Source organism: Nonomuraea gerenzanensis (assembly GCF_020215645.1).
Lineage (GTDB): Bacteria > Actinomycetota > Actinomycetes > Streptosporangiales > Streptosporangiaceae > Nonomuraea > Nonomuraea gerenzanensis.
Map to the genome: position 1 here is coordinate 8,344,493 of NZ_CP084058.1, position 17,670 is coordinate 8,362,162.

Consider the following 17,670-nt stretch of genomic DNA (forward strand, 5'->3'; position numbering starts at 1 on the left):
GCCATGACGTTACGGCGGGGCCGCGGATACGCGGCGGTCAACTACCCGACCGGGATGAACCTCGGCGGCGACCCCTCGCAGGCGCTCGTGCACGCCACGACCATGGGCGGGTTCGTCGTCACGCTCTCCTCGGTGGACCTCGGCCAGGGGCTGCGGACGGTCGTCGCCCAGTGCGCGGCGGAGACGCTCGGCGTCCCGATCGAGAACGTCATCGTCGACACCGCCGACACCGACACCGGCCCGCACTGCATGGGCACGTTCGCCAGCCGCGGCACTCACCGGGTCGGCAACGCCGTGGTCATGGCGGCGCGCGAGGCCAGGGAGGTGCTGCTCCAGGTCGCCGCCGACGAGCTGGAGGTGGACGCGGAGGACCTGGAGACCGACGGCACCGGCTTCGTCCGGCTCAAGGGGGCGGCGGAGAAGAAGATCCACGTCAGCGAGGTCGCGCTCGCCGCGCACTTCCGTCAGGGCAGGACCATCTCCGGCCGGGGCATCTTCCTCAAGGAGCCGAGCACCCCGGTGCCGGAGACGGGCGAGATGGACCCGGACTCCTGCCAGGCGCACGCGTGCACGGTGGCCGAGGTCGAGGTGGACGACGAGACCGGCGTCATCGAGGTGCTGCGGCTCTACAACACCTACGAGGTCGGCCGGGCGCTCAATCCGGCCATCGCGACCCAGCAGGTCGAGGGCGGGGCCTGGATGGGGTTGTCGCACGCGTTGTTCGAGTCGACCGAGCCGTACTATCCGCACTCGCGCGAGCACGGCCCCGTGGACTTCGTCCAGTACCTGATGCCGGGGCCGGCGGACCTGCCGGAGCAGACCAGCATGCTGCTCGAACGGCCGGCCGACAACGGGCCTTTCGGGGCGAAGGGGATCGGGGAGATGACGGCGAACGCGCCGATCCCGGCGATCGCCAACGCGGTCTACGACGCGGTCGGCGTCCGGCTGACCAGCATGCCGTTCACCCCCGAGAAGGTGCTGCGCGGGCTCGACGAGCTGCGGGCCGGCCGTGCCGGCTGACCAGGAGACGCTGGGCCGGCGGCTGGGCGAGGAGGGCTACCTGGCCGACGAGGGCCTGCTCACCGCCGTCCACCTGGCCGGGGTGCTCGGGCTTCCGCTGCTCCTGGAGGGGGAGCCGGGGGTCGGCAAGACGGAGGTGGCCAACGTCCTGGCCCGGGTCCTCGGCCGCGAGCTGATCCGGCTGCAGTGTTACGAGGGGCTGGACGCCTCCCAGGCCCTGTACGAGTGGGACTACCCGAAGCAACTGCTGTCGCTGCGGGCCGCCGAGGTCGAGGGGCGCGGCGTCGGCGACCTGTACCGCGAGGAGTTCCTCCTGCAGCGCCCGCTGCTGCGCGCGCTGCGGGCGGCCTCCGGCGCGGTGCTGCTGATCGACGAGATCGACCGCGCGGACAGCGAGTTCGAGGCGTTCCTGCTGGAGTTCCTCGGTGACTTCCAGATCACCGTCCCTGAGCTGGGCACCATCAGGGCGCAGAGCGTCCCGTTCGTCGTCCTCACCTCGAACCGGACCCGCGAGCTGCACGACGCGCTCAAGCGCCGCTGCCTGTACCACTGGATCCCCTTCCCCGACGCCGAGCGGGAGCAGGCGATCCTCCAGGCGCAGGCGCCCGGCCTGGACGCCAGGAGCGCGGCCCGGCTCGTGGCCGCCGTGCACCGCATCCGCGGGCTGGCGCTGCTGAAGCGGCCCGGCATCGCGGAGTCGGCCTCCTGGGCCCGCGGCGTGCAGGCGCTGGCGGGCGAGGGCGCGGGCTGGCCGGAGGCGATGCGCCGGGCGGCGGGGCTGCTCGTCAAGCACGAGGAGGACCTGGCCCTGGTCAGGCAGCATGCCGCGGAGGTGTTCGGTGACTGAGCAGGCCCTCGCCGGGCGCGTCCGCGATCATGTGCGGGGGTTCCTGCGCGACCTGCACGAGCAGGGCCTGCGCGTGCCGGTGGCCAGGCAGCGGGTCTTCCTCCGGGCGATCGAGGCCGTCGGGCCGCGCGACGCCACGCATCTCTACTGGATCGGCGCGAGCACGCTCACCACCTCCCGCGAGGACCTGGAGGTGTACTCCCCCACGTTCGAGCGCTGGTTCGGGGAGTTGCCGGTACGGACCGTCCCCGACCAGGAGCTTCCCGGCGAGGAGAGCCCCGCGCCGGGCGGCAAGGGGGACGAGGCCCCCTCGGCGGCGGTGTTCGGCGGGGCGGCGGGCCTCGCGGCCGGGTCCGGGGAGCGCGAGAGCCGCCCGGTGTTCGGCCCGGCGAGCGAGGACGAGCGCGCGGTGCTCGCGCTGCTGCGGCGGGAGCTGCCCGGCGCGATACCGGCGGTCCGGTCACGCCGCCGCCGGCCCGGCCGCCGGGGGCATTGGATCGACGTCGCCAGGGTGTGCCGCGAGTCCTGGCGCACCCACGGCGAGATCGTGACGTTGCGGCGGCGCCACCGTCCCCGGCGGCGGCGCCGGGTGCTGCTGCTCATCGACGTGTCCGGGTCGATGAAGCAGCACAGCGCCGGTTACCTGCGCTTCGCCCACGCCGCGGTCGCCTGCCTGGACCGGGTGGAGGTGTTCACCTTCGGCACCCGGCTGACCCGCGTCACCGGGCCGCTGCGGGCGCGGGAGGTGGACGTGGCCGTCGGCTCGCTGAGCGAGGTCGTCCTGGACGCGGAGGGCGGGACCCGGATCGGCGGCGCGCTCCAGGAGTTCCTCGGCAACGCCCGGTACGTCACCATGGCGCGCGGCGCCCTGGTGATCGTGCTCTCGGACGGCCTGGAACGCGGCGACTGCGAGCCCATGCGGGCGGCCGTGCGGCGGCTGTCGCTGCTGGGGCACCGGTTGCTGTGGTGGACGCCGCTCGCCTGCGACCCGGCCTACCGGCCGGTCACGCGCGGCATGGCGGCCGTGCTCGGGGACGTGGACGCGATCGCGGGCGTCCGTGACCTGCGGACGGCGTACGGGCAGGTGCAGACCTTGGCCAGGGAGTGATCGTCATGTCGGAGCCGTACCGGGGCGACATCGTGGACGCCCACCACCACATCTGGCGGGCCCGGGACCTGCCCTGGTTGTCCGGCCCGATGGTGCCGCGCATCTTCGGGCCCTACGAGGCGATCAGGCGTGACTACCTGATCGAGGAGTACCTCGCCGAGGCCACCGCCTCGGGCATCCGGCAGTCGGTCTACGTGCAGACGAACTGGCCGCTCGACCGGGTCGTGGACGAGGTGCGCTGGCTGCGCGAGGTGCACGAGGAGACGGGCTGGCCGACGGCCGTCGTCGCGGCGGCCGACCTGTTCGACGACGCCGCCCCGGAGGTCATGCGGCAGCAGGCCGCGCTGACCCCGCTGATCAGGGGGATCCGGCAGCAGCTGCACTGGCACGAGCGCCCGGAGTTCCGGTACGCCAGCGCGCCCGACCGCATGCGGGACCCGGTCCTCCGCAAGAACCTGGGCGTGCTCGCCGACCTCGGCTGGCTGTTCGAGCTGCAGGTCTTCCCCGAGCAGTTCCCGGACGCGCTCGCGCTGGTGACGGACTTCCCCGACCTCACCTTCGTCCTGGTGCACGCGGGCATGCTCATCGGCCCCGAGTACGCCGAGTCGTGGCGGGCCGGGATGGCCGCGCTGGCCGAGCGGCCGAACGTCGTCGTCAAGCTCACCGGGCAGGGCACCTTCGTGCACCGGGTGGATCCGGGCCTCATCTCCTCCGTCGCCGGCGAGGTGATCGGCTGGTTCGGCGCCGGCCGGGCCATGTTCGGCACGAACTTCCCGGTCGAGAAGCTCTGGACCACGATGCCGCACCTGGTCGGCACATGGAAGCAGGCGCTGGCCCACCTGACGCCGGCCGACCAGCGCGCCGTCTTCGCCGGCAACGCACAACGCATCTACCGATTGGGAGGCTGACATGGCCCTGTTCGTCCTGACCTACGGTTACCACGACACCCCGCTGCGGGCGGAGCGCCGCGAGGACCATCTCGCGCATCTGAACAAGCTCTGGGAGCAGGGCAGCCTCGTCGCGGCCGGCCCCTTCACGGACCTGACCGCCGGCCTGATCGTCCTGCGGGCTGAGGACGAGGCCGCGGCGCGGGCGCTCGTCGACCAGGACCCGTACACGCAGCTGGAGGTCACCAAGGACCGTTCGCTGCGGGAATGGCGGGTGACGGTCGGCTCGCTGGACTGAGACCACGGAGGAAGGAGCGGCCGGCGGCGCGAACGCCGCCGGCCCGCTCATCACCGGGGATCGAGCACGAACACCGGGATCTGCCTGTCGGTCTTCTCCTGGTACTCGGCGTAGGACGGGTAGGCCGCGACCGCCCGCTCCCACCACTCCGCCCGCTCGGCGCCCTCGACCTCGCGCGCGACGTACACCTTCGTAACGGTCCCGTCCTGCAACGGGAACTCCGGATGGGCCTTGATGTTGTAGTACCAGGTGGGGTGCTCGGGAGCGCCACCCTTGGACGCCACGACCGCGTACCTGCCCTCGTGCTCCACGCGCATCACCGGGGTGTAGCGCAGCTTGCCGGTCTTCGCGCCACGCAGGGTCAGCAGCACGATCGGCGATCCGAGGATGTCGATGCCCTCGGTGGTGCCGGTCTCAAGGATCTTCGTCGTCTGGTCCCGCACCCAGTCGCTGGGGCTGAACTCTACGGTCTCCGCCATGACCGCAGTCAACAACGCGCACGGCACCCGCATTCCTGCCGGAACGGTGTGCGGGGCAGCGGGGGTCGGGGGTAGCCTGGCGATCTTGTTCGGCCTCCTTGCGAGTGCCGTCCCGAAGCCTGCTGGGAGGTAGGACCGTGAGCTCCGGCAAGACGAGGTCGCCGGCGGCGTCGCTGGCCGTCGCCGTGCTGATCGCCACTTCGGCCTGCGCGGGCGGGAGCGCGGGCGGCGAGGTCACCTTACGCTTCGCGTACTGGGGCAGCGACGTGCGGCAGCAGCGTACCGAAGAGGCGATCAAGCGGTTCGAGGCCAGGCACCCGCACATCGACGTCGTGGGCGAGTTCTCCGACTTCGGCAGCTACTACGACAAGCTCGCCACGAACGTCGCGAGCGGCAGCACGCCCGACGTCATCACGATCGAGATCCGCGGCCTGCGGGAGTACGCCGAGCGCGGCACCCTCGCCGACCTGTCCGGCGAGGTCGACACCGCCGGCATCGACAGCAAGGTGCTGGCGACCGGCGCCATCGAGGGCAAGCAGTTCGCGATCCCCACGGGCGTCAACGCCTGGTGCCTGGTCGCCGACCCGACGGCGATCAGGGGCGCGGGCCAGCGGCTGCCCGACGACACCAGGTGGACCTGGGAGGAGTACATCCGCCTGGCGGCCAGGATCACCGCGCGGACCGGCGGCAAGGTGTACGGCACGCAGCAGGCCTTCAACCCGGCCTTCCTGCAGATCTTCGCCGCTCAGCGCGGCGAGCCCTTCTACGCGGGCAGCAAGCTGGGCATCTCGGCCGAGACGATCAAGGCGTGGTGGACCGTCCACCGCAGGCTGATCGAGACCGGGGGCTCCCCCGACGCCGCCAGGAGCGTCGCCCTCGGCGCCCGGAACGTCGACCGCTCCCTGTTCGCCACCGGCAACGGCGCCATGGGCATGTGGTGGAGCAACGAGTTCGGCGCGATCAACAAGGCGTCGGGCGGCAAGCAGATGGAGCTGCTGCGCATGCCCAAGGCCCGGCAGGCCGCCGCAGGCGGCATGTTCCTGCAGCCCGCGATGTTCTACACCGCCTCGGCGAAGTCGGCCCACCAGGCGGAGGCCGCCGAGTTCATCGACTTCATGGTCAACGACCCGGAGGCGGGCGCGATCATCCTCAGCGACCGCGGCCTGCCCGCCAACGCCAACGTGCTGGCGGCGGTCCGCGACAACCTGCCCGACGCCGACAAGAAGACGCTGGCCTTCCTGGACGAGATCAAGGACGAGCTCACCGACCCGCCCGCCGCCCCGCCGAAGGGCGCCAGCGCCATGGAGGACATCCTCAAGCGCTACACGGACGAGGTGCTGTTCGGCCGCATGGCCCCGGACGCCGCGGCCCGCAAGTTCATCACGGAGGCCAACGCCCTCATCGCCGGTTGACCCATGGCCGGCTCCTGGTGACGCGGTCAGCCGGCCGCCGGGTCGCTCCACACCTGCGTGACCGGGCCGTCAGGCAGCGTGATCTCCACCTGCCGGCACCACGTGCCCGCCGGCGTCCACCCCTCGGGCGGCCGGAAGCTGACCCGCAGCCGGCGGGCCGCCCCGGGGACCACCCCGCCCAGGTCGCGTGCCCCGTGCGCGGCCTCCTCGCCGTCGGTGTCGAAGGCTCCGCCGTTGCCGTCGCCGTACGGGGTGCCGAGATCGTCCTCGGCGGACAACATCCAGTACCAGAAGAACGGCCCCTTGGTCTCCGTCTCGTGCGGCCGCACGCCGGGGACGAACTCGTAGTGCAGCACCCCGCCGCCGGCCGACAGCTCCAGGCCGCGGGCGACCACGTGGTGGCCGTCCACCAGCTCCCCGAGGTCGAGGTCGAAGGCGAGGTCGAGCCGCCTCGACCCGCCCGTCCCGGCGAAGTACGCGTCGGTGGCCGTACGCGGCGGGATGTCGATCATGCCTCCCAGCATCGGGCACGGCCGGAAGCGCCCGCCAGCCAATATCCGGCCTGCCTGGGACTGATCGGCTACCCCGGTGTCCCGCCCGGGCGCGGCCGGTGCCGGGCCTGCTCCCGTATCGCGATCTCCACCCTGTTCGCGTGATCGCCCGCGGCCGCGAAGACCGCGGAGCTGTCCCGCGCCGCCTTCCCGCGCCAACCGCAAGCGCACACCGCCACGTACTGCCCGTCCTGGCCGCATTCCTCCACCCAGGCGCGGTGCCTTCGACCGCGCGCCTGCCATGTCATGCCGTGCAGCCCCATCACCAGCAAGGCCACCGCACCCCAGACGATGATCATCGCCGCGGTGCCCGCCCCTTCGGCCCTGCCCGGGTCGCCCAGGGGGATCGTCTCCCTCCGGTGGGGCACTTTCATCGCGAAGGCGACCATGACCGCTGCCGAAACGACCAGGGCCAGCAGGCCGGAGGCCATCCGGCGTACCGGTCCGGCCAGGAGCAGGGCCGTGGGACCGGCCACGATGCCCGCTCCGATCGCGGCGCCCACGAGGACGCGCGGCCAGATCTCCGGCTGGCCGAGGGCCTGCTCCAGCAGGATCAGCGGGATCACCCCCAGCATCAGGGCGCCTGCCGGGAACACGATCCAGAAATGCCGATCCAGGACGTCGTCCAAGAGATCGTCCATTCTGCCCATGCCAGGGAAACGGGTCGTGGACACCGGCGGTTCCCCCGGGTGCCCGCTCCCGCGGGGGGGCGGAAGCACACCTCACCCGGGCGGGAGCCGGTCCGTCCACTCGGTGTCGATGCGCACCATGCCGTCCTGGGTCTGCGCGATGCCGCCCGTGAGGGGAGCCCATACGGACGTCTCACGGATCCGCCCGGTGTCCGGGTCGACGACCATGACGCCGTCGCCGGACGTCACCGGAACCTGGAGCCGCCGCCCGCCCTCGCTCTCGCCCAGATCGACGACGCCCGGCCGGGCGGCGAGCGCCCGGTAGGCGGCGGCGCGGACCTGGGGCGGGACCGGCGCCTCGCCGATCAGCGCGACCAGCGCCTCCAGGGCGGCACCGTCCTGCTCGGCGGCCGTGAGCGGCCCGCCGCTGGTGCGGACCCCGCTGCCGGCGACGGCCGACCTGAGCCGGGCGAACAGGGCGTCCTCCTCGGCGGGCAACGACCGCAGCTCCTCGAAGCTCATGCGCAGCGGCCCCACCGCGAACGGCTGAGGCTTCCCCGGCCATTCGAGGAGCCTGCCTTCCCCCTTGAGCCCCTTGCCCTTGAGCCAGAACCGGCCGTCCCGCCGGTACCAGTACTCCTGGGTCGGCGCCCCCTCCTTGGTGATGGTGATGTGCCAGTACGTCCCGTCGCCCTCCGGCGTGCGTTCCGCCGTGTCCGCGGCGACGAGCAGCACGTCCCGCGAGCTCATGACGGGCGGCCGGGGATCGGCGGAACGATCCGGCACGATCAGGAACGCGGCGGCGACGGCCGCCGCGACCGCTGGGATCATGAGCCATCGCGCCCGCTGCCAGGCAGGGCGCCGGCGCCTCGCCGGGCTCGCGGCGCGCTCCAGCAGAGCCGCCCGGGCGGCGGTCCGAGCGGCCGGCGAGGGGGCGTCGGGGTGCGGGCGCGCGGCGTGCAGCAGCTCGATCTCGTCCATGGTCAGCCGTCCTTTCCGGCGGTCGCCGGCTCGGCGCCGTTCAGGCAGGCGCGCAGGGTCTTGCGGGCCCGGTGCAACCGGGTCCGGACGGCGGCGCCGGTGATGCCGAGCGCCTGGGCCGCCTCCTCGGAGCTCAGCCCGCCCCAGGCGACGAGCAGGAGCACCTCCCGGTGGGTGCGGGGGATCTGCGCCAGCGCCGCCATCAGGGGCGCCCGTTGCAGCTGGGCGTCGATGCGGCTCGCCACCTGGTCGGCGTGGCCCTCGTCGGCCCGGGCGAGAGGTGACCGGGCCAGCGCCCGGTAGCGCCGGGCCTCCGCCCGGTGGTGCCGGGCGATCAGGTTGGTGACGATCCCGTACAGCCAGGGCCGGGCGTCCTCGCGCGACAGGTCGTAGCGGTCGCGCCGGTCGAACGCGGTCAGGAACGTCTCCGCGGCCACGTCGTCGGCCAGGCTCTGGCCCAGCCGTTGTGCGGCGTACCCGTGGATCTGGAAGTAGTGGCGGTCGAAGAGCGCGGCGAACCGTTCCGGATCGTTCCGGGACTCCTCGATGATCGCCGCGTCACTGACCTCCTGGTCGGGAAGCGCCCGGGTCACCGCGACCATATCCGGATTTTTCGTGTCATTTCTCGGGTCATTTCTCGGGTCATCGTCTGCCTTCCGTTGCTTGACGGGCTGCCCTCCTTCGCCGATGGACGCTGAGGTGTTTCACCGGCGGCCCGCGCCGCTGCCGGACGTAACAGCACGATGATCTCCCAGGAGGTCGTACGGCCACGCACGAGCTCACCGGAGCCGGGCGTGCTCTCCTGGACGCGGCCTTACCATGACGTTTCGGGCCCCGGCCGTGGCCGGGGCCCGAAGGTGAGCGTCCGCGTCAGCTCACGGTGGCGGGCTGGGCGGAGAGCAGGACCTGCGTCCAGCCACTGGCGTCCACGGTGCCCTGGCCGGACAGGTCGTCGCCCTGGCCGTCGTAGGGGTCGGCGTCGAAGTAGCGGTGCACGGACCCGTTGGGGTGGTGACCGTAGTAGACGCCCCCGCCCGGGGAGAGCAGGTGGTCGAAGCCCTGCCAGGTGCTGTCACGCAACTGGTGCCGCTGCCAGCTGCCCGCGCCCGCGATGCGGTAGGAGATCAGCCAGCCGTCGGCGGTGGTGCCCAGCAACCAGTCCGGCCCCGTCGCGGTGAGCGTCTTCAGCGTGAAGCCGCTGCCGATCAGCGTGTTGCCGGTGATGTCGGCCAGCACCGGCTTGGCCGCGTTGACGTTGTAGCGGCGCAGCACACCGTCGGCGATGCCGTACAGATTGCCGCCGCCGTCGTAGGCGAGCAGATCATGCGTGTAGCCGTTACCGAGGAACACCGGCGGCTCGAAGATCAGCTCGTCGCGGTTGGTACGGATGTCGACCCGATACAGCCTGCCGCTCGGCTCATCACTGGTCACCAGCAGAGTGTTGAAGTTCAGCGTGGCCATCGCCTTCGGCGTGAACCCCAGCGGAGCGGCCGAGACCACCGCACCATGCGTCCGGTCACCCGTCGCCCCGTCGATCGCCGTGTACGTCAGCCGCCCGTCCGGCAGCACCCCGTACACCGAGGCGAGCCCCTTGGGAGAGACCACGGAGCAGTTGCGGCTGGTGACGCTGCGCCAGGTGCGGCCGTCCGACTGGCCGTAGGTGACGCCGTCGAAGGTCGGCCTGACCCGCTCGGAGCCCGCGAACCCCCAGGAGGCGGAGCCGTCGCCGTCGGCGTCGTAGCCGAGCTCGAAGTGCAGGTGCGGGTGGCCGTTGGCGGTCGCGCCGTCCTTGCCGACCCTGCCGATCATCGTGCCGCGCTGCACCCTTTCGCCGACCGACACCTCACGGGACTGCAAGTGGATGTAGGTGGTGAAGTAGCCGCCGCCGTGATCGATCTGGATCATGTTGCCGGCGTTTCCGTGCTTGTAGGACTGGTTCACCCGGCCCGCGGCGGGGGCGATCAGGGTGGCGCCCTCGGTGCCGTGCTGGTCGGGCTCCTTCACCATGTCCAGCGCGGGGGCGTGCTGCCAGGTGTCCAGGCGCCACTGCTGGCCGCAGGGGAAGGGGAGCTGGAGGTCGGGAGCGGCCGTGGCCGCGTGGCCGGTCGTCGTTCCGGCGAGCCCGAAGGCGGTGACGAGCACCGTGGCCATGACGGATCGTAATAACAACGCGATTCCTCCTGATTTTTCCGCCATTCGGTTCCGCGCCGAGGCCGAACGCAGAAGCCATTCATCGGCGCATTCCGTGGCGTCATCGGAATTCGTTCGTCCGCGGTCTTTCCGCGCAACCGAACGTAAGGAGTGGAGGTATGCCGTCGGTATGCCGAAGGGCAGGGCCGTGGTTCAGGCGAGATCGAGGCGGGCCAGCTCCCTGCGTGACCGGATGCCGAGCTTGCGGTAGGCCCGGTACAGGTGGTGCTCCACCGTACGCGGGCTGAGGAACAGGTGCGCGGCGATCTCCCGGCTGGTGCTCCCGTCCTTGGCCAGGCGTACGACCTGGAGCTCCTGGGGCGTGAGCCGTTCCAGCGGGTCGGCTGCCGCCGGCCGGGCGGGCAGGACGGACTCCCCGGTCGCCTTCAGCTCCGCCTCCGCCCGCGACCGCCACGGCGCGGCCCGCAACCGCTCGAAGGTGCCCAGCGCCGCCCGCAGCGGCGCGCGGGCGTCGGCGCGGCGCCCGGAGCGGCGCAGCCACTCGCCGTACACCAGCTCGGTGCGGGCCTGCTCGAAGGGCCGGTCGGCGTGCTGGTGCGCAGCCAGCGCGCGCAGGTAGTCGTCCTCGTCGTCACTGAGCAGGCCGCGGCAGCGGGCGCTGACCGCCTCGGCCCACGGCTGTCCTCCTGCGCGCGCCCAGGCTTCCAGGCGGCGCAGGGGTGCCTCGGCCCGTTCCGGCTCGCCCAGCCGTACGGCCGCCTCGACCTGGTCCGCGCCGGCCGTGACCAGCACCGTCAGATGGCGCAGCGGGCCGCGCGCCGCGGCTTCGAGCCGCTCCAGCACCCGGTCGTAGCGTCCGAGCCCCAGGTCGAGCAGGCAGAGCGCGGCCAGGCCCGTCATGCCGCCGGCGTCCGGCTGGTCGCTGGCGAGCCGGACGCAGCGTCGCTCGTCGCCCTCGATCGCCGCCACCCTGGCCAGCACGGAGTGCAGCCGGGGCACCCGCTGGTGCATCCCGGTGTCGCGGGCGAGCTGGACGGCCTCCTCGATGGACGCCTCGGCGTCGCGATGCCTGCCGGCCTGCACCTGGACCCCGGCCAGATCCTGCAGCAACTGCGGCAGCGCCCCGACCAGGCTCTGCCTGCGGAACCTGGCCACCTCGGCACCCGCCAGGGCGGCGGCCGCGCCGTCGTCGGACAGGATCATCGCGCAGAAGGCGGCCCACTGCAGGGCGGCACCTTCCGGCAGGGCGTGCGGCATCTGACCAGCGGCGTCCGGCAACATGTGCGTACCCTGACCAGCGGCGTCCGGCAACATGTGCGTACCCTGACCAGCGGCGTCCGGCAGCATGTGCGGCGCCTGACCGGCGGCGAGCGGAGCCTGACCGCTGACGTGCGGCAGGCTGTGCGGCGCCTGGCCGGTCGCGAGCGGCAGGGCCTGCGCGACGAACTGGCCCAGAAGCGGCAGGGCTTGCGCGACGAACCGGCCCAGAAGCGGCAGGCCGCGCGCATAGTCGTCGTCGACCAGGTGCGCCAGCCCCTGGATCATCGGATCCCGCACCCCCAGCCCGGCCAGCCGGGCAGCCGCGCTCCGGATCACCTCCGCCTCACCGCACACCCAGGCATACCCGGCCGCGGTCCGCAGCATCGGCACCACCCGCCCCGGCTCGGCGGCGGCACTCCGTTCCACCAGCAGCCGGGCGGCCACCCGCCCCGCCCCCCGCTCGAACTCCACCACCGCCCGCGTCTCGGTCAGCGTGGCGAGGCAGGCCGGATCGTCCAGCAGCGCCTCGGCCTGGCCGAGGAGGCGGTCGGCGTGGTCGGCCTGCCCGGACGAGAGCGCCAGCGCCGCAGCCCGGCCCAGCCGGGCGGCCCGGTCGCGCGGGTGCGGGGTGAAGAGCGCGGCCTGTTCCCACAGCCCGGCGGCGGCGGCGAAGGCGGTCCGGTCGTGGGCTCGTTCGGCGGCGCGCGTCAGCTCCACCGCCAGGTCCTCGTCGGGTGAGGTCGCCGCCGCGGCCCGGTGCCGGACGCGGCAGTCGTCGTCGGTGGCCGCGTCCGCCAGCGCCCGGTGCGCGGTGATCCGCCGCGCCAGCGGCGCGCTCTGGTAGGCGGCGGTACGGATCAGGGGATGGCGGAAGGCGATGGCCGCGGCGCTCACCTCGACCAGCCCGGCCTGCTCGGCCTGCGCCAGGTCCTCCGGCCCGACGCCGAGCGCGTCCGCGGCGCTCAGCAGCAGCGGCAGGTCGCCGCGGCCCTCGGCGGCGGCCATCAGCATCATCAGGCGGGTCCTGTCGGGCAGCAGGGCGATGCGTGAGCGGAAGGACGCGAGCACCCGGTCGGCGATCGGGACGGGGCCGGCCGCCGCGTGGTAACGCCTCCGCTCGCGGGAGAACTCGATCAGCGCCAGCGGGTTCCCCTCCGACTCGGCGATCACCTGCTCCCGCGCCGCTGGGGTGAGACCCCGGTGGGCCAGCACCCGTTCGGCGTCCTGCTGCGACAGCCTCGACGGGCGCAGCTCCGGCAGGCCGGGCGCGGCGAACCCCTCCTCCCGCGCGGCGAACACCATCGCCACCTTCTCCTGCGTCAGGCGCCGGGCCGCGAACAGCAGCGCGTCGGCGGTGGCGTGGTCGAGCCAGTGCGCGTCGTCGGCCAGGCACAGCACCGGCCCGTCGTCGGCCAGCCGGGCCAGCAGCATCATCACGGCCAGCCCGGACAGGAACCGGTCCTGCCCGGCCGCGCCGCCCGAGCCGAGCACCGCGCGCAGGGCGTCCGCCTGGGCCGCGGGCAGGGCTTCGAGGTGGTCCTTGACCGGCCAGAGCAGCTGGACGAGCCCGGCGAAGGCCAGGTCCGCCTCCGTCTCGATGCCGGCGACCCGCAGGACGCGCACGCCGCCGCCGGCGCAGTGCTCGGCGGCCCAGTCGAGCAACGCCGACTTGCCGATGCCGGGCTCCCCGCGCAGGACGAGAGCGCCGCTGCGGCCACCCCGCGCGGCCTCCACGAGCTCCTCGATCGCGGCCTGCTCGCTCGCCCTGCCGTACAGCAACCGATCAGGCCTTTCGTCGGGGAGTAGGTACGGCGACCAGCCGGGACACGTACGCGATCCCAGTAGTGCAGTACCGAAACCTTACCGATTCGGCCCGTGAAGGCCCATTCGTAGCCTCGTGCCGCGAAGACGATCCCGTAACGAGGAGGATGATCGTGAACGAGCTTCTCACGCCTGTCACCGTCGGCGACCTGGAGCTGCCGAACCGCCTGGTCATGGCGCCCATGACGCGCAACCGGGCGCGTGGCGGGCTCGTCGGCGAGCTGACCGCCGAGTACTACGCCCAGCGCGCCGCCGCCGGCCTGATCATCACCGAGGGCACCCAGCCCTGCGTGATCGGCCAGGGCTACCTCGACACCCCCGGCCTGCACACGCCGGCGCAGGTGTCGGCCTGGCGGCTGGTCACCGACGCGGTGCACCGGCGAGGCGGCCGCATCGCGGTGCAGATCATGCACTCCGGGCGGATCGGCCATCCCTGCCTGTATCCGGCGGGCGAGCTGCCTCTCGCACCGTCGGCGATCCGCTCAGGGGAGCGGCTCCACACCCCCGCAGGGCTGCTGGAGCACCCGACGCCGCGGGAGATGACGCTCGCCGACATCGACCAGGCCATCGAGGACTTCGCCTCCGCGGCCCGGCTGGCGATGGCGGCCGGGTTCGACGCGGTCGAGCTGCACGGCGCCAGCGGCTACCTGATCCACCAGTTCCTGTCGGACAACACCAACCGGCGCACCGACGCCTACGGCGGCTCGCCGGCCGGGCGCCTCAGGTTCGCCGTGGAGGTGGTGCACGCCGTGGCCGACGCGATCGGGCCGCACCGCACCGGCCTGCGCATCTCCCCCGGCATCACCTACAACGGCATGAACGAGAGCGACACGGAGCTGCTCTACACGCAACTGGCCCGCGCGCTGGCCCCGCACGACCTGGCGTACGTGCACGTCTCGGAGAACGACACCCGCGAGATCACCAAACTCATCCGCGAGCACTGGAGCGGCCCGCTCATCCTCAACCCGCACCCATGGCGCGGCGACGATCCCGCCGGCCCCGCCGACGGGATCGAGGCACTGCGCTCCGGCCTGGCCGACGCGATCTCCTTCGGCCGGCTGTGGCTGGCCAACCCCGACCTGCCCACCAGGATCGCGGCGGGCGGACCGTACACCGAGGCCGACCCGAGCACCTTCTACGGCGGCGACCACCGTGGCTACACCGACTACCCGGTGCTCTCCCCCAGCGGGGCCGACCGATGAGCAACGCCTCCCCCGCCCGCGCCGGCGCTCCGGCCCGCGAGGTGCCGCCTGCCTGGCTGGCGCTGCTGGCGGGCCCGCTCTCCTTCGGGATCGCCGGGCCCAGCCTCATCCTGCCGGACGCCGCCCGCGACCTCGCGTCGACGCTGGGCGCCGTGACCTGGATCGTCACCGCCTTCGGCTGGGCCATCGCGATCGGCACCCCCTTGCTGGCGGGCCTGCACAGCCATCAGGGCCTGCGCCGGGCGGTCCTCACCTGCGCCGCGCTGGTCGCCGTCGGCGCGGTGCTCGTGGTGAGCGTGCCCGCGCTGCCCGCGCTCGTGCTCGGCAGCGCCGCTCAGGGGCTCGGCACCGCCGGGTTCACCACGATCGCCATGAGCCTGACCCGCTCGGCGCGTTCCATGGGGCTCGTCACGGCCTCGCTGGCGACGGTCGGCTCCGCCGCACCGCTGATCGCCGACCTGGCCGCGCAGGTGCTGTCCTGGCAGGCGGCCCTGGCGCTGCCCGCGCTGAGCCTGCTCGCCGTCCCCGGCGTGCTGCGTCACCGGCAGGACGACCCCGCGCCGCGGGCGCCCTTCGACCCGGTGGGGGCGGTGCTGCTGACGGCGGTGGTCACCGCGCTGGTGTTCGTGCCCCACGCGTGGGGGGTGGCGGGGGCCGCCGCCGTGGCCGGGCTCGGGCTGCTGGTGCTGCACCTGCGCTCCAGGCCCGACGGGTTCGTGCCCGTGTCGATCGTGCGTGCTCCGGTGTTCCTGCTGGCGTCCGGGCTGGCGTTCCTGCTGGCCGCGGTCAACTTCGGCATGATCTACCTGCTGCCCGCCCTGCTCACCGGGCAGGCGGGCTGGACCAGCGGGCAGGTGGGGGCCGCGATCCTGTGGCCGTTGCTGTTCGGGGGGCTGGCGTCGTACGGGGTGATCGCCGTCACCGCGAAGGCGCCGGTGAAGGCCGTCGCGCTGCTCTTCCCCGGGCTGGCGGCGGCGGGAGTCGGGCTGGCCTGCCTCAGCGCCTCGCCGGCCGTCCTGCTCGTCGCCCAGGCGCTCACCTCGCTGGCCGCCGCCTCCGGGCAGGGGGCGTTCGCGGCGCGCGCCGCCGGCGCGGTGCCGGACGGCGCCAGGTCGACGGCGATGGGCCAGTTCAACCTCTGCTACCTGCTCGGCGCCGCGTTCGGGCCCGCCATCGCCGCCGCGCTCGCCGGCTGACCCGGGCTCGGGGACTCGTCGGGCCGGCTGAGTGATCCGGCGGCCCGGCCTGAAATTCTGCCGACGGCCGCGGACACGTACGAGATGAAAGCCCGCAGCGTCGGGAAGGCCTGACGAGGATGACGCGTGAGTGAACAAGACGACCGGTCCCGCTTCGAGGCGGTGTACCGGCGGACCTACGAGCAGATCCTCGGCTACGCCGTGCGGCGGTGCTCCTCCCCCGAGGACGCCGCCGACGTCGTGTCCGAGACCTATGCGACCGCCTGGCGGCGGATGACGGAGCTGCCCGAGGGTGAGGCGGCCAAGCTCTGGCTGTACGGCGTGGCGCGCCGGGTCCTGGCCAACCACCGCCGCAGCGAGCGGCGCAGGCTGACCCGGCACGCCGAGCTCACCGAGGAGATCGAGCAGCTCTACCCCGCCCCCTCCGCCCCCAGGGCGCACGACGGCGTGGCCGAGGCGATGGACCTGCTCGCCGACAGCGATCGGGAGCTGCTGGCCCTGGCCCTGTGGGAGGAGCTGGACCCCGGCGAGATCGCCGCGGTGCTGGACTGCTCCCGCAACGCGGCCCGCATCCGCCTGCACCGGGCCCGCAAGCGCTTCGCCAAGGCCCTGGAGAAGACCCACCCGTCGGCCGCCGGCTTCGCCACAGCCCGGCCGCTCATCGAGAAGGAGTCGAGGTGAACAGCGACCAGCTCTTCAAGGACCGGGCGCGCGTGCGGGACGAGGACCTGACCGGCCGGGCGTCCACCGCGGGGGCGGACGCGCTGCTGGCGGAGATCGTCTCGATGGAGCGCGTCCCCGCCCGGCGGCGGCTCCGGCTCTCTCCCGGCCGCGCGCTGCTCGGCCTGGCCGCGGCCGCCGCCGCGGTGGCGGTCATCGTGCCCATGACCTCGTCCGACAGGACGATCTCCGTCGAGCCCCGGCCCGGCACGTCGGTGTCCGCGACGGCCGAGCCGACCGCCCGGCAGATCCTGCTGGCCGCCGCCGTCGCCGTGGAGAAGGCGCCTTCGAGCGGCGACTACTGGCGTACCGCGACCGTCAACCGGTGGATGCTCACCGACCCCACGCGCAGCTACGTACTCGAGGCCGGCCGGTCCATCGAGACGTGGCTCGCCAGGAAACCGGGCGCCCCTGGCTGGCACGTCCGGCAGGAGCTCGGCGTCAAGCCCGCGACCCCGCAGGACGAGGCGGCCTGGCGGGCGGCCGGGTCGCCCACCGTCTGGCGCTACCCCGAGGACATGAAGACGGAGAACCTGTTCGCCGTCCCGTCCAGGCCGCTGGAGGCGCAGGCGGGCGAGCGGACCGTCGAGCGGCTCGACTGGGACACGGTCGGCGACCTGGCGGGCGAATCGCTGACCTGGCAGCAGACACGCGCGATCCCGGACGAGCCCGAGGCGCTGCGCCACTACCTGGAAGAGCGCATCGGCCGGCTCGACCTGACCGGCTCCGGGCTGGACGAGGAGGAGGCCAGGGCGCACATCCTGCTCCGCGGCTGTGTGGACATCATCAGCACCGTGCCCGTCTCGTCCGGGACCCGCGCGGCCGCGTACCGGCTCCTGGCGTCCCTGCCCGGCATCCGGGCCGAGGGGGAGACGACGGACCCCCTGGGGCGGCGCGGGCAGTCGCTCCGCTACCAGGAGGAGATCGAGCCGGGCCTGTTCTCCGAGGTCACGCTCGTGGTGGAGCCCGCCGGCGGCCGGCTGCTCGCCGAGGTGCGGACGAACACCACCAGGCTCGCGGACGGGCGTCAGGCGGAGCTCCGGGTGTCCCGCTCGTTCGAGGAGGTCGGCTGGACCGGCGAACGGCCGGAGCCGCCCCGGAACTGAGC

At 73.3% G+C, this 17,670-nt stretch carries 17 protein-coding genes; 10 read left to right on the forward strand and 7 right to left on the reverse strand.

Annotated features, from left to right (window positions below; translation table 11 throughout):
- The first annotated feature begins 3 nt into the window (after nt 1-3).
- The 5 genes from LCN96_RS57205 to LCN96_RS38845 are packed head-to-tail and all read left to right on the forward strand — an operon-like array spanning nt 4 to nt 4,160.
- A complete protein-coding gene (locus LCN96_RS57205) occupies nt 4-1,020 on the forward strand; it encodes a xanthine dehydrogenase family protein molybdopterin-binding subunit (protein ID WP_311132032.1) in 1,017 nt (338 codons plus the stop codon).
- Nucleotides 1,010-1,867 carry an AAA family ATPase gene (locus tag LCN96_RS38830; protein ID WP_225267412.1) on the forward strand — a complete coding sequence of 286 codons (858 nt, stop codon included), beginning with the start codon at nt 1,010-1,012 and terminating at the stop codon, nt 1,865-1,867. Before LCN96_RS57205 ends, LCN96_RS38830 begins: the two co-directional genes overlap by 11 nt.
- Nucleotides 1,860-2,975, forward strand: a complete 1,116-nt coding sequence (locus LCN96_RS38835) for a vWA domain-containing protein (RefSeq protein WP_225267413.1) — start codon at nt 1,860-1,862, stop codon at nt 2,973-2,975. The genes LCN96_RS38830 and LCN96_RS38835 overlap by 8 nt, the downstream gene beginning before the upstream one ends.
- A gap of 5 nt (nt 2,976-2,980) precedes the next feature.
- Entirely contained in the window at nt 2,981-3,883 is a 903-nt protein-coding gene (locus LCN96_RS38840; protein WP_225267414.1) for an amidohydrolase family protein, read from the forward strand.
- A 1-nt stretch (nt 3,884) separates the two neighbouring features.
- A complete protein-coding gene (locus LCN96_RS38845; protein ID WP_225267415.1) occupies nt 3,885-4,160 on the forward strand; it encodes a YciI family protein in 276 nt (91 codons plus the stop codon).
- Nucleotides 4,161-4,210: 50 nt separating this feature from the next.
- On the opposite strand, the gene LCN96_RS38850 is transcribed toward LCN96_RS38845, so the two are convergent.
- Entirely contained in the window at nt 4,211-4,639 is a 429-nt protein-coding gene (locus LCN96_RS38850) for a nitroreductase family deazaflavin-dependent oxidoreductase (RefSeq protein WP_225267416.1), read from the reverse strand.
- Between the two features lie 137 nt (nt 4,640-4,776).
- Between LCN96_RS38850 and LCN96_RS38855 the strand changes: the two genes are divergently transcribed.
- A complete protein-coding gene (locus tag LCN96_RS38855) occupies nt 4,777-6,051 on the forward strand; it encodes an ABC transporter substrate-binding protein (RefSeq protein WP_225267417.1) in 1,275 nt (424 codons plus the stop codon).
- A gap of 26 nt (nt 6,052-6,077) precedes the next feature.
- Here LCN96_RS38855 and LCN96_RS38860 read toward each other — a convergent pair whose 3' ends face one another.
- The 6 genes from LCN96_RS38860 to LCN96_RS38885 all read right to left on the reverse strand — a co-directional run bounded on the left by LCN96_RS38860 (nt 6,078) and on the right by LCN96_RS38885 (nt 13,402).
- Nucleotides 6,078-6,563 carry a hypothetical protein gene (locus LCN96_RS38860; RefSeq protein WP_225267418.1) on the reverse strand — a complete coding sequence of 162 codons (486 nt, stop codon included), beginning with the start codon at nt 6,561-6,563 and terminating at the stop codon, nt 6,078-6,080.
- Between the two features lie 68 nt (nt 6,564-6,631).
- A complete protein-coding gene (locus LCN96_RS38865) occupies nt 6,632-7,243 on the reverse strand; it encodes a hypothetical protein (protein WP_225267419.1) in 612 nt (203 codons plus the stop codon).
- Between the two features lie 81 nt (nt 7,244-7,324).
- The gene (locus LCN96_RS38870; protein ID WP_225267420.1) at nt 7,325-8,212 is read right to left on the reverse strand and encodes a CU044_5270 family protein; all 888 of its coding nucleotides are present in this window, start codon (nt 8,210-8,212) and stop codon (nt 7,325-7,327) included.
- 2 nt (nt 8,213-8,214) lie between these two features.
- Nucleotides 8,215-8,814, reverse strand: coding sequence for an RNA polymerase sigma factor (locus LCN96_RS38875; RefSeq protein ID WP_225267421.1), 600 nt, complete (start codon nt 8,812-8,814; stop codon nt 8,215-8,217).
- A 268-nt stretch (nt 8,815-9,082) separates the two neighbouring features.
- Entirely contained in the window at nt 9,083-10,363 is a 1,281-nt protein-coding gene (locus LCN96_RS38880; protein WP_225267422.1) for a M23 family metallopeptidase, read from the reverse strand.
- A gap of 192 nt (nt 10,364-10,555) precedes the next feature.
- Nucleotides 10,556-13,402: a helix-turn-helix transcriptional regulator gene (locus LCN96_RS38885; RefSeq protein ID WP_225267423.1), complete on the reverse strand. Its 2,847-nt coding sequence runs from the start codon at nt 13,400-13,402 to the stop codon at nt 10,556-10,558.
- 149 nt (nt 13,403-13,551) lie between these two features.
- On the opposite strand from LCN96_RS38885, the gene LCN96_RS38890 reads away from it, so the two are divergent.
- The 4 genes from LCN96_RS38890 to LCN96_RS38905 all read left to right on the forward strand — a co-directional run bounded on the left by LCN96_RS38890 (nt 13,552) and on the right by LCN96_RS38905 (nt 17,668).
- Nucleotides 13,552-14,646 carry an alkene reductase gene (locus LCN96_RS38890; RefSeq protein ID WP_225267424.1) on the forward strand — a complete coding sequence of 365 codons (1,095 nt, stop codon included), beginning with the start codon at nt 13,552-13,554 and terminating at the stop codon, nt 14,644-14,646.
- The gene (locus tag LCN96_RS38895) at nt 14,643-15,842 is read left to right on the forward strand and encodes an MFS transporter (RefSeq protein ID WP_225267425.1); all 1,200 of its coding nucleotides are present in this window, start codon (nt 14,643-14,645) and stop codon (nt 15,840-15,842) included. The genes LCN96_RS38890 and LCN96_RS38895 overlap by 4 nt, the downstream gene beginning before the upstream one ends.
- Nucleotides 15,843-15,968: 126 nt before the next feature.
- On the forward strand, nt 15,969-16,523 hold the full coding sequence (locus tag LCN96_RS38900; RefSeq protein WP_225267426.1) for an RNA polymerase sigma factor: 555 nt from the start codon (nt 15,969-15,971) through the stop codon (nt 16,521-16,523).
- Nucleotides 16,520-17,668 (forward strand): CU044_5270 family protein, encoded by a 1,149-nt coding sequence (locus LCN96_RS38905; RefSeq protein WP_225267427.1) that lies wholly within the window; start codon nt 16,520-16,522, stop codon nt 17,666-17,668. The genes LCN96_RS38900 and LCN96_RS38905 overlap by 4 nt, the downstream gene beginning before the upstream one ends.
- Nucleotides 17,669-17,670 lie beyond the last annotated feature (2 nt).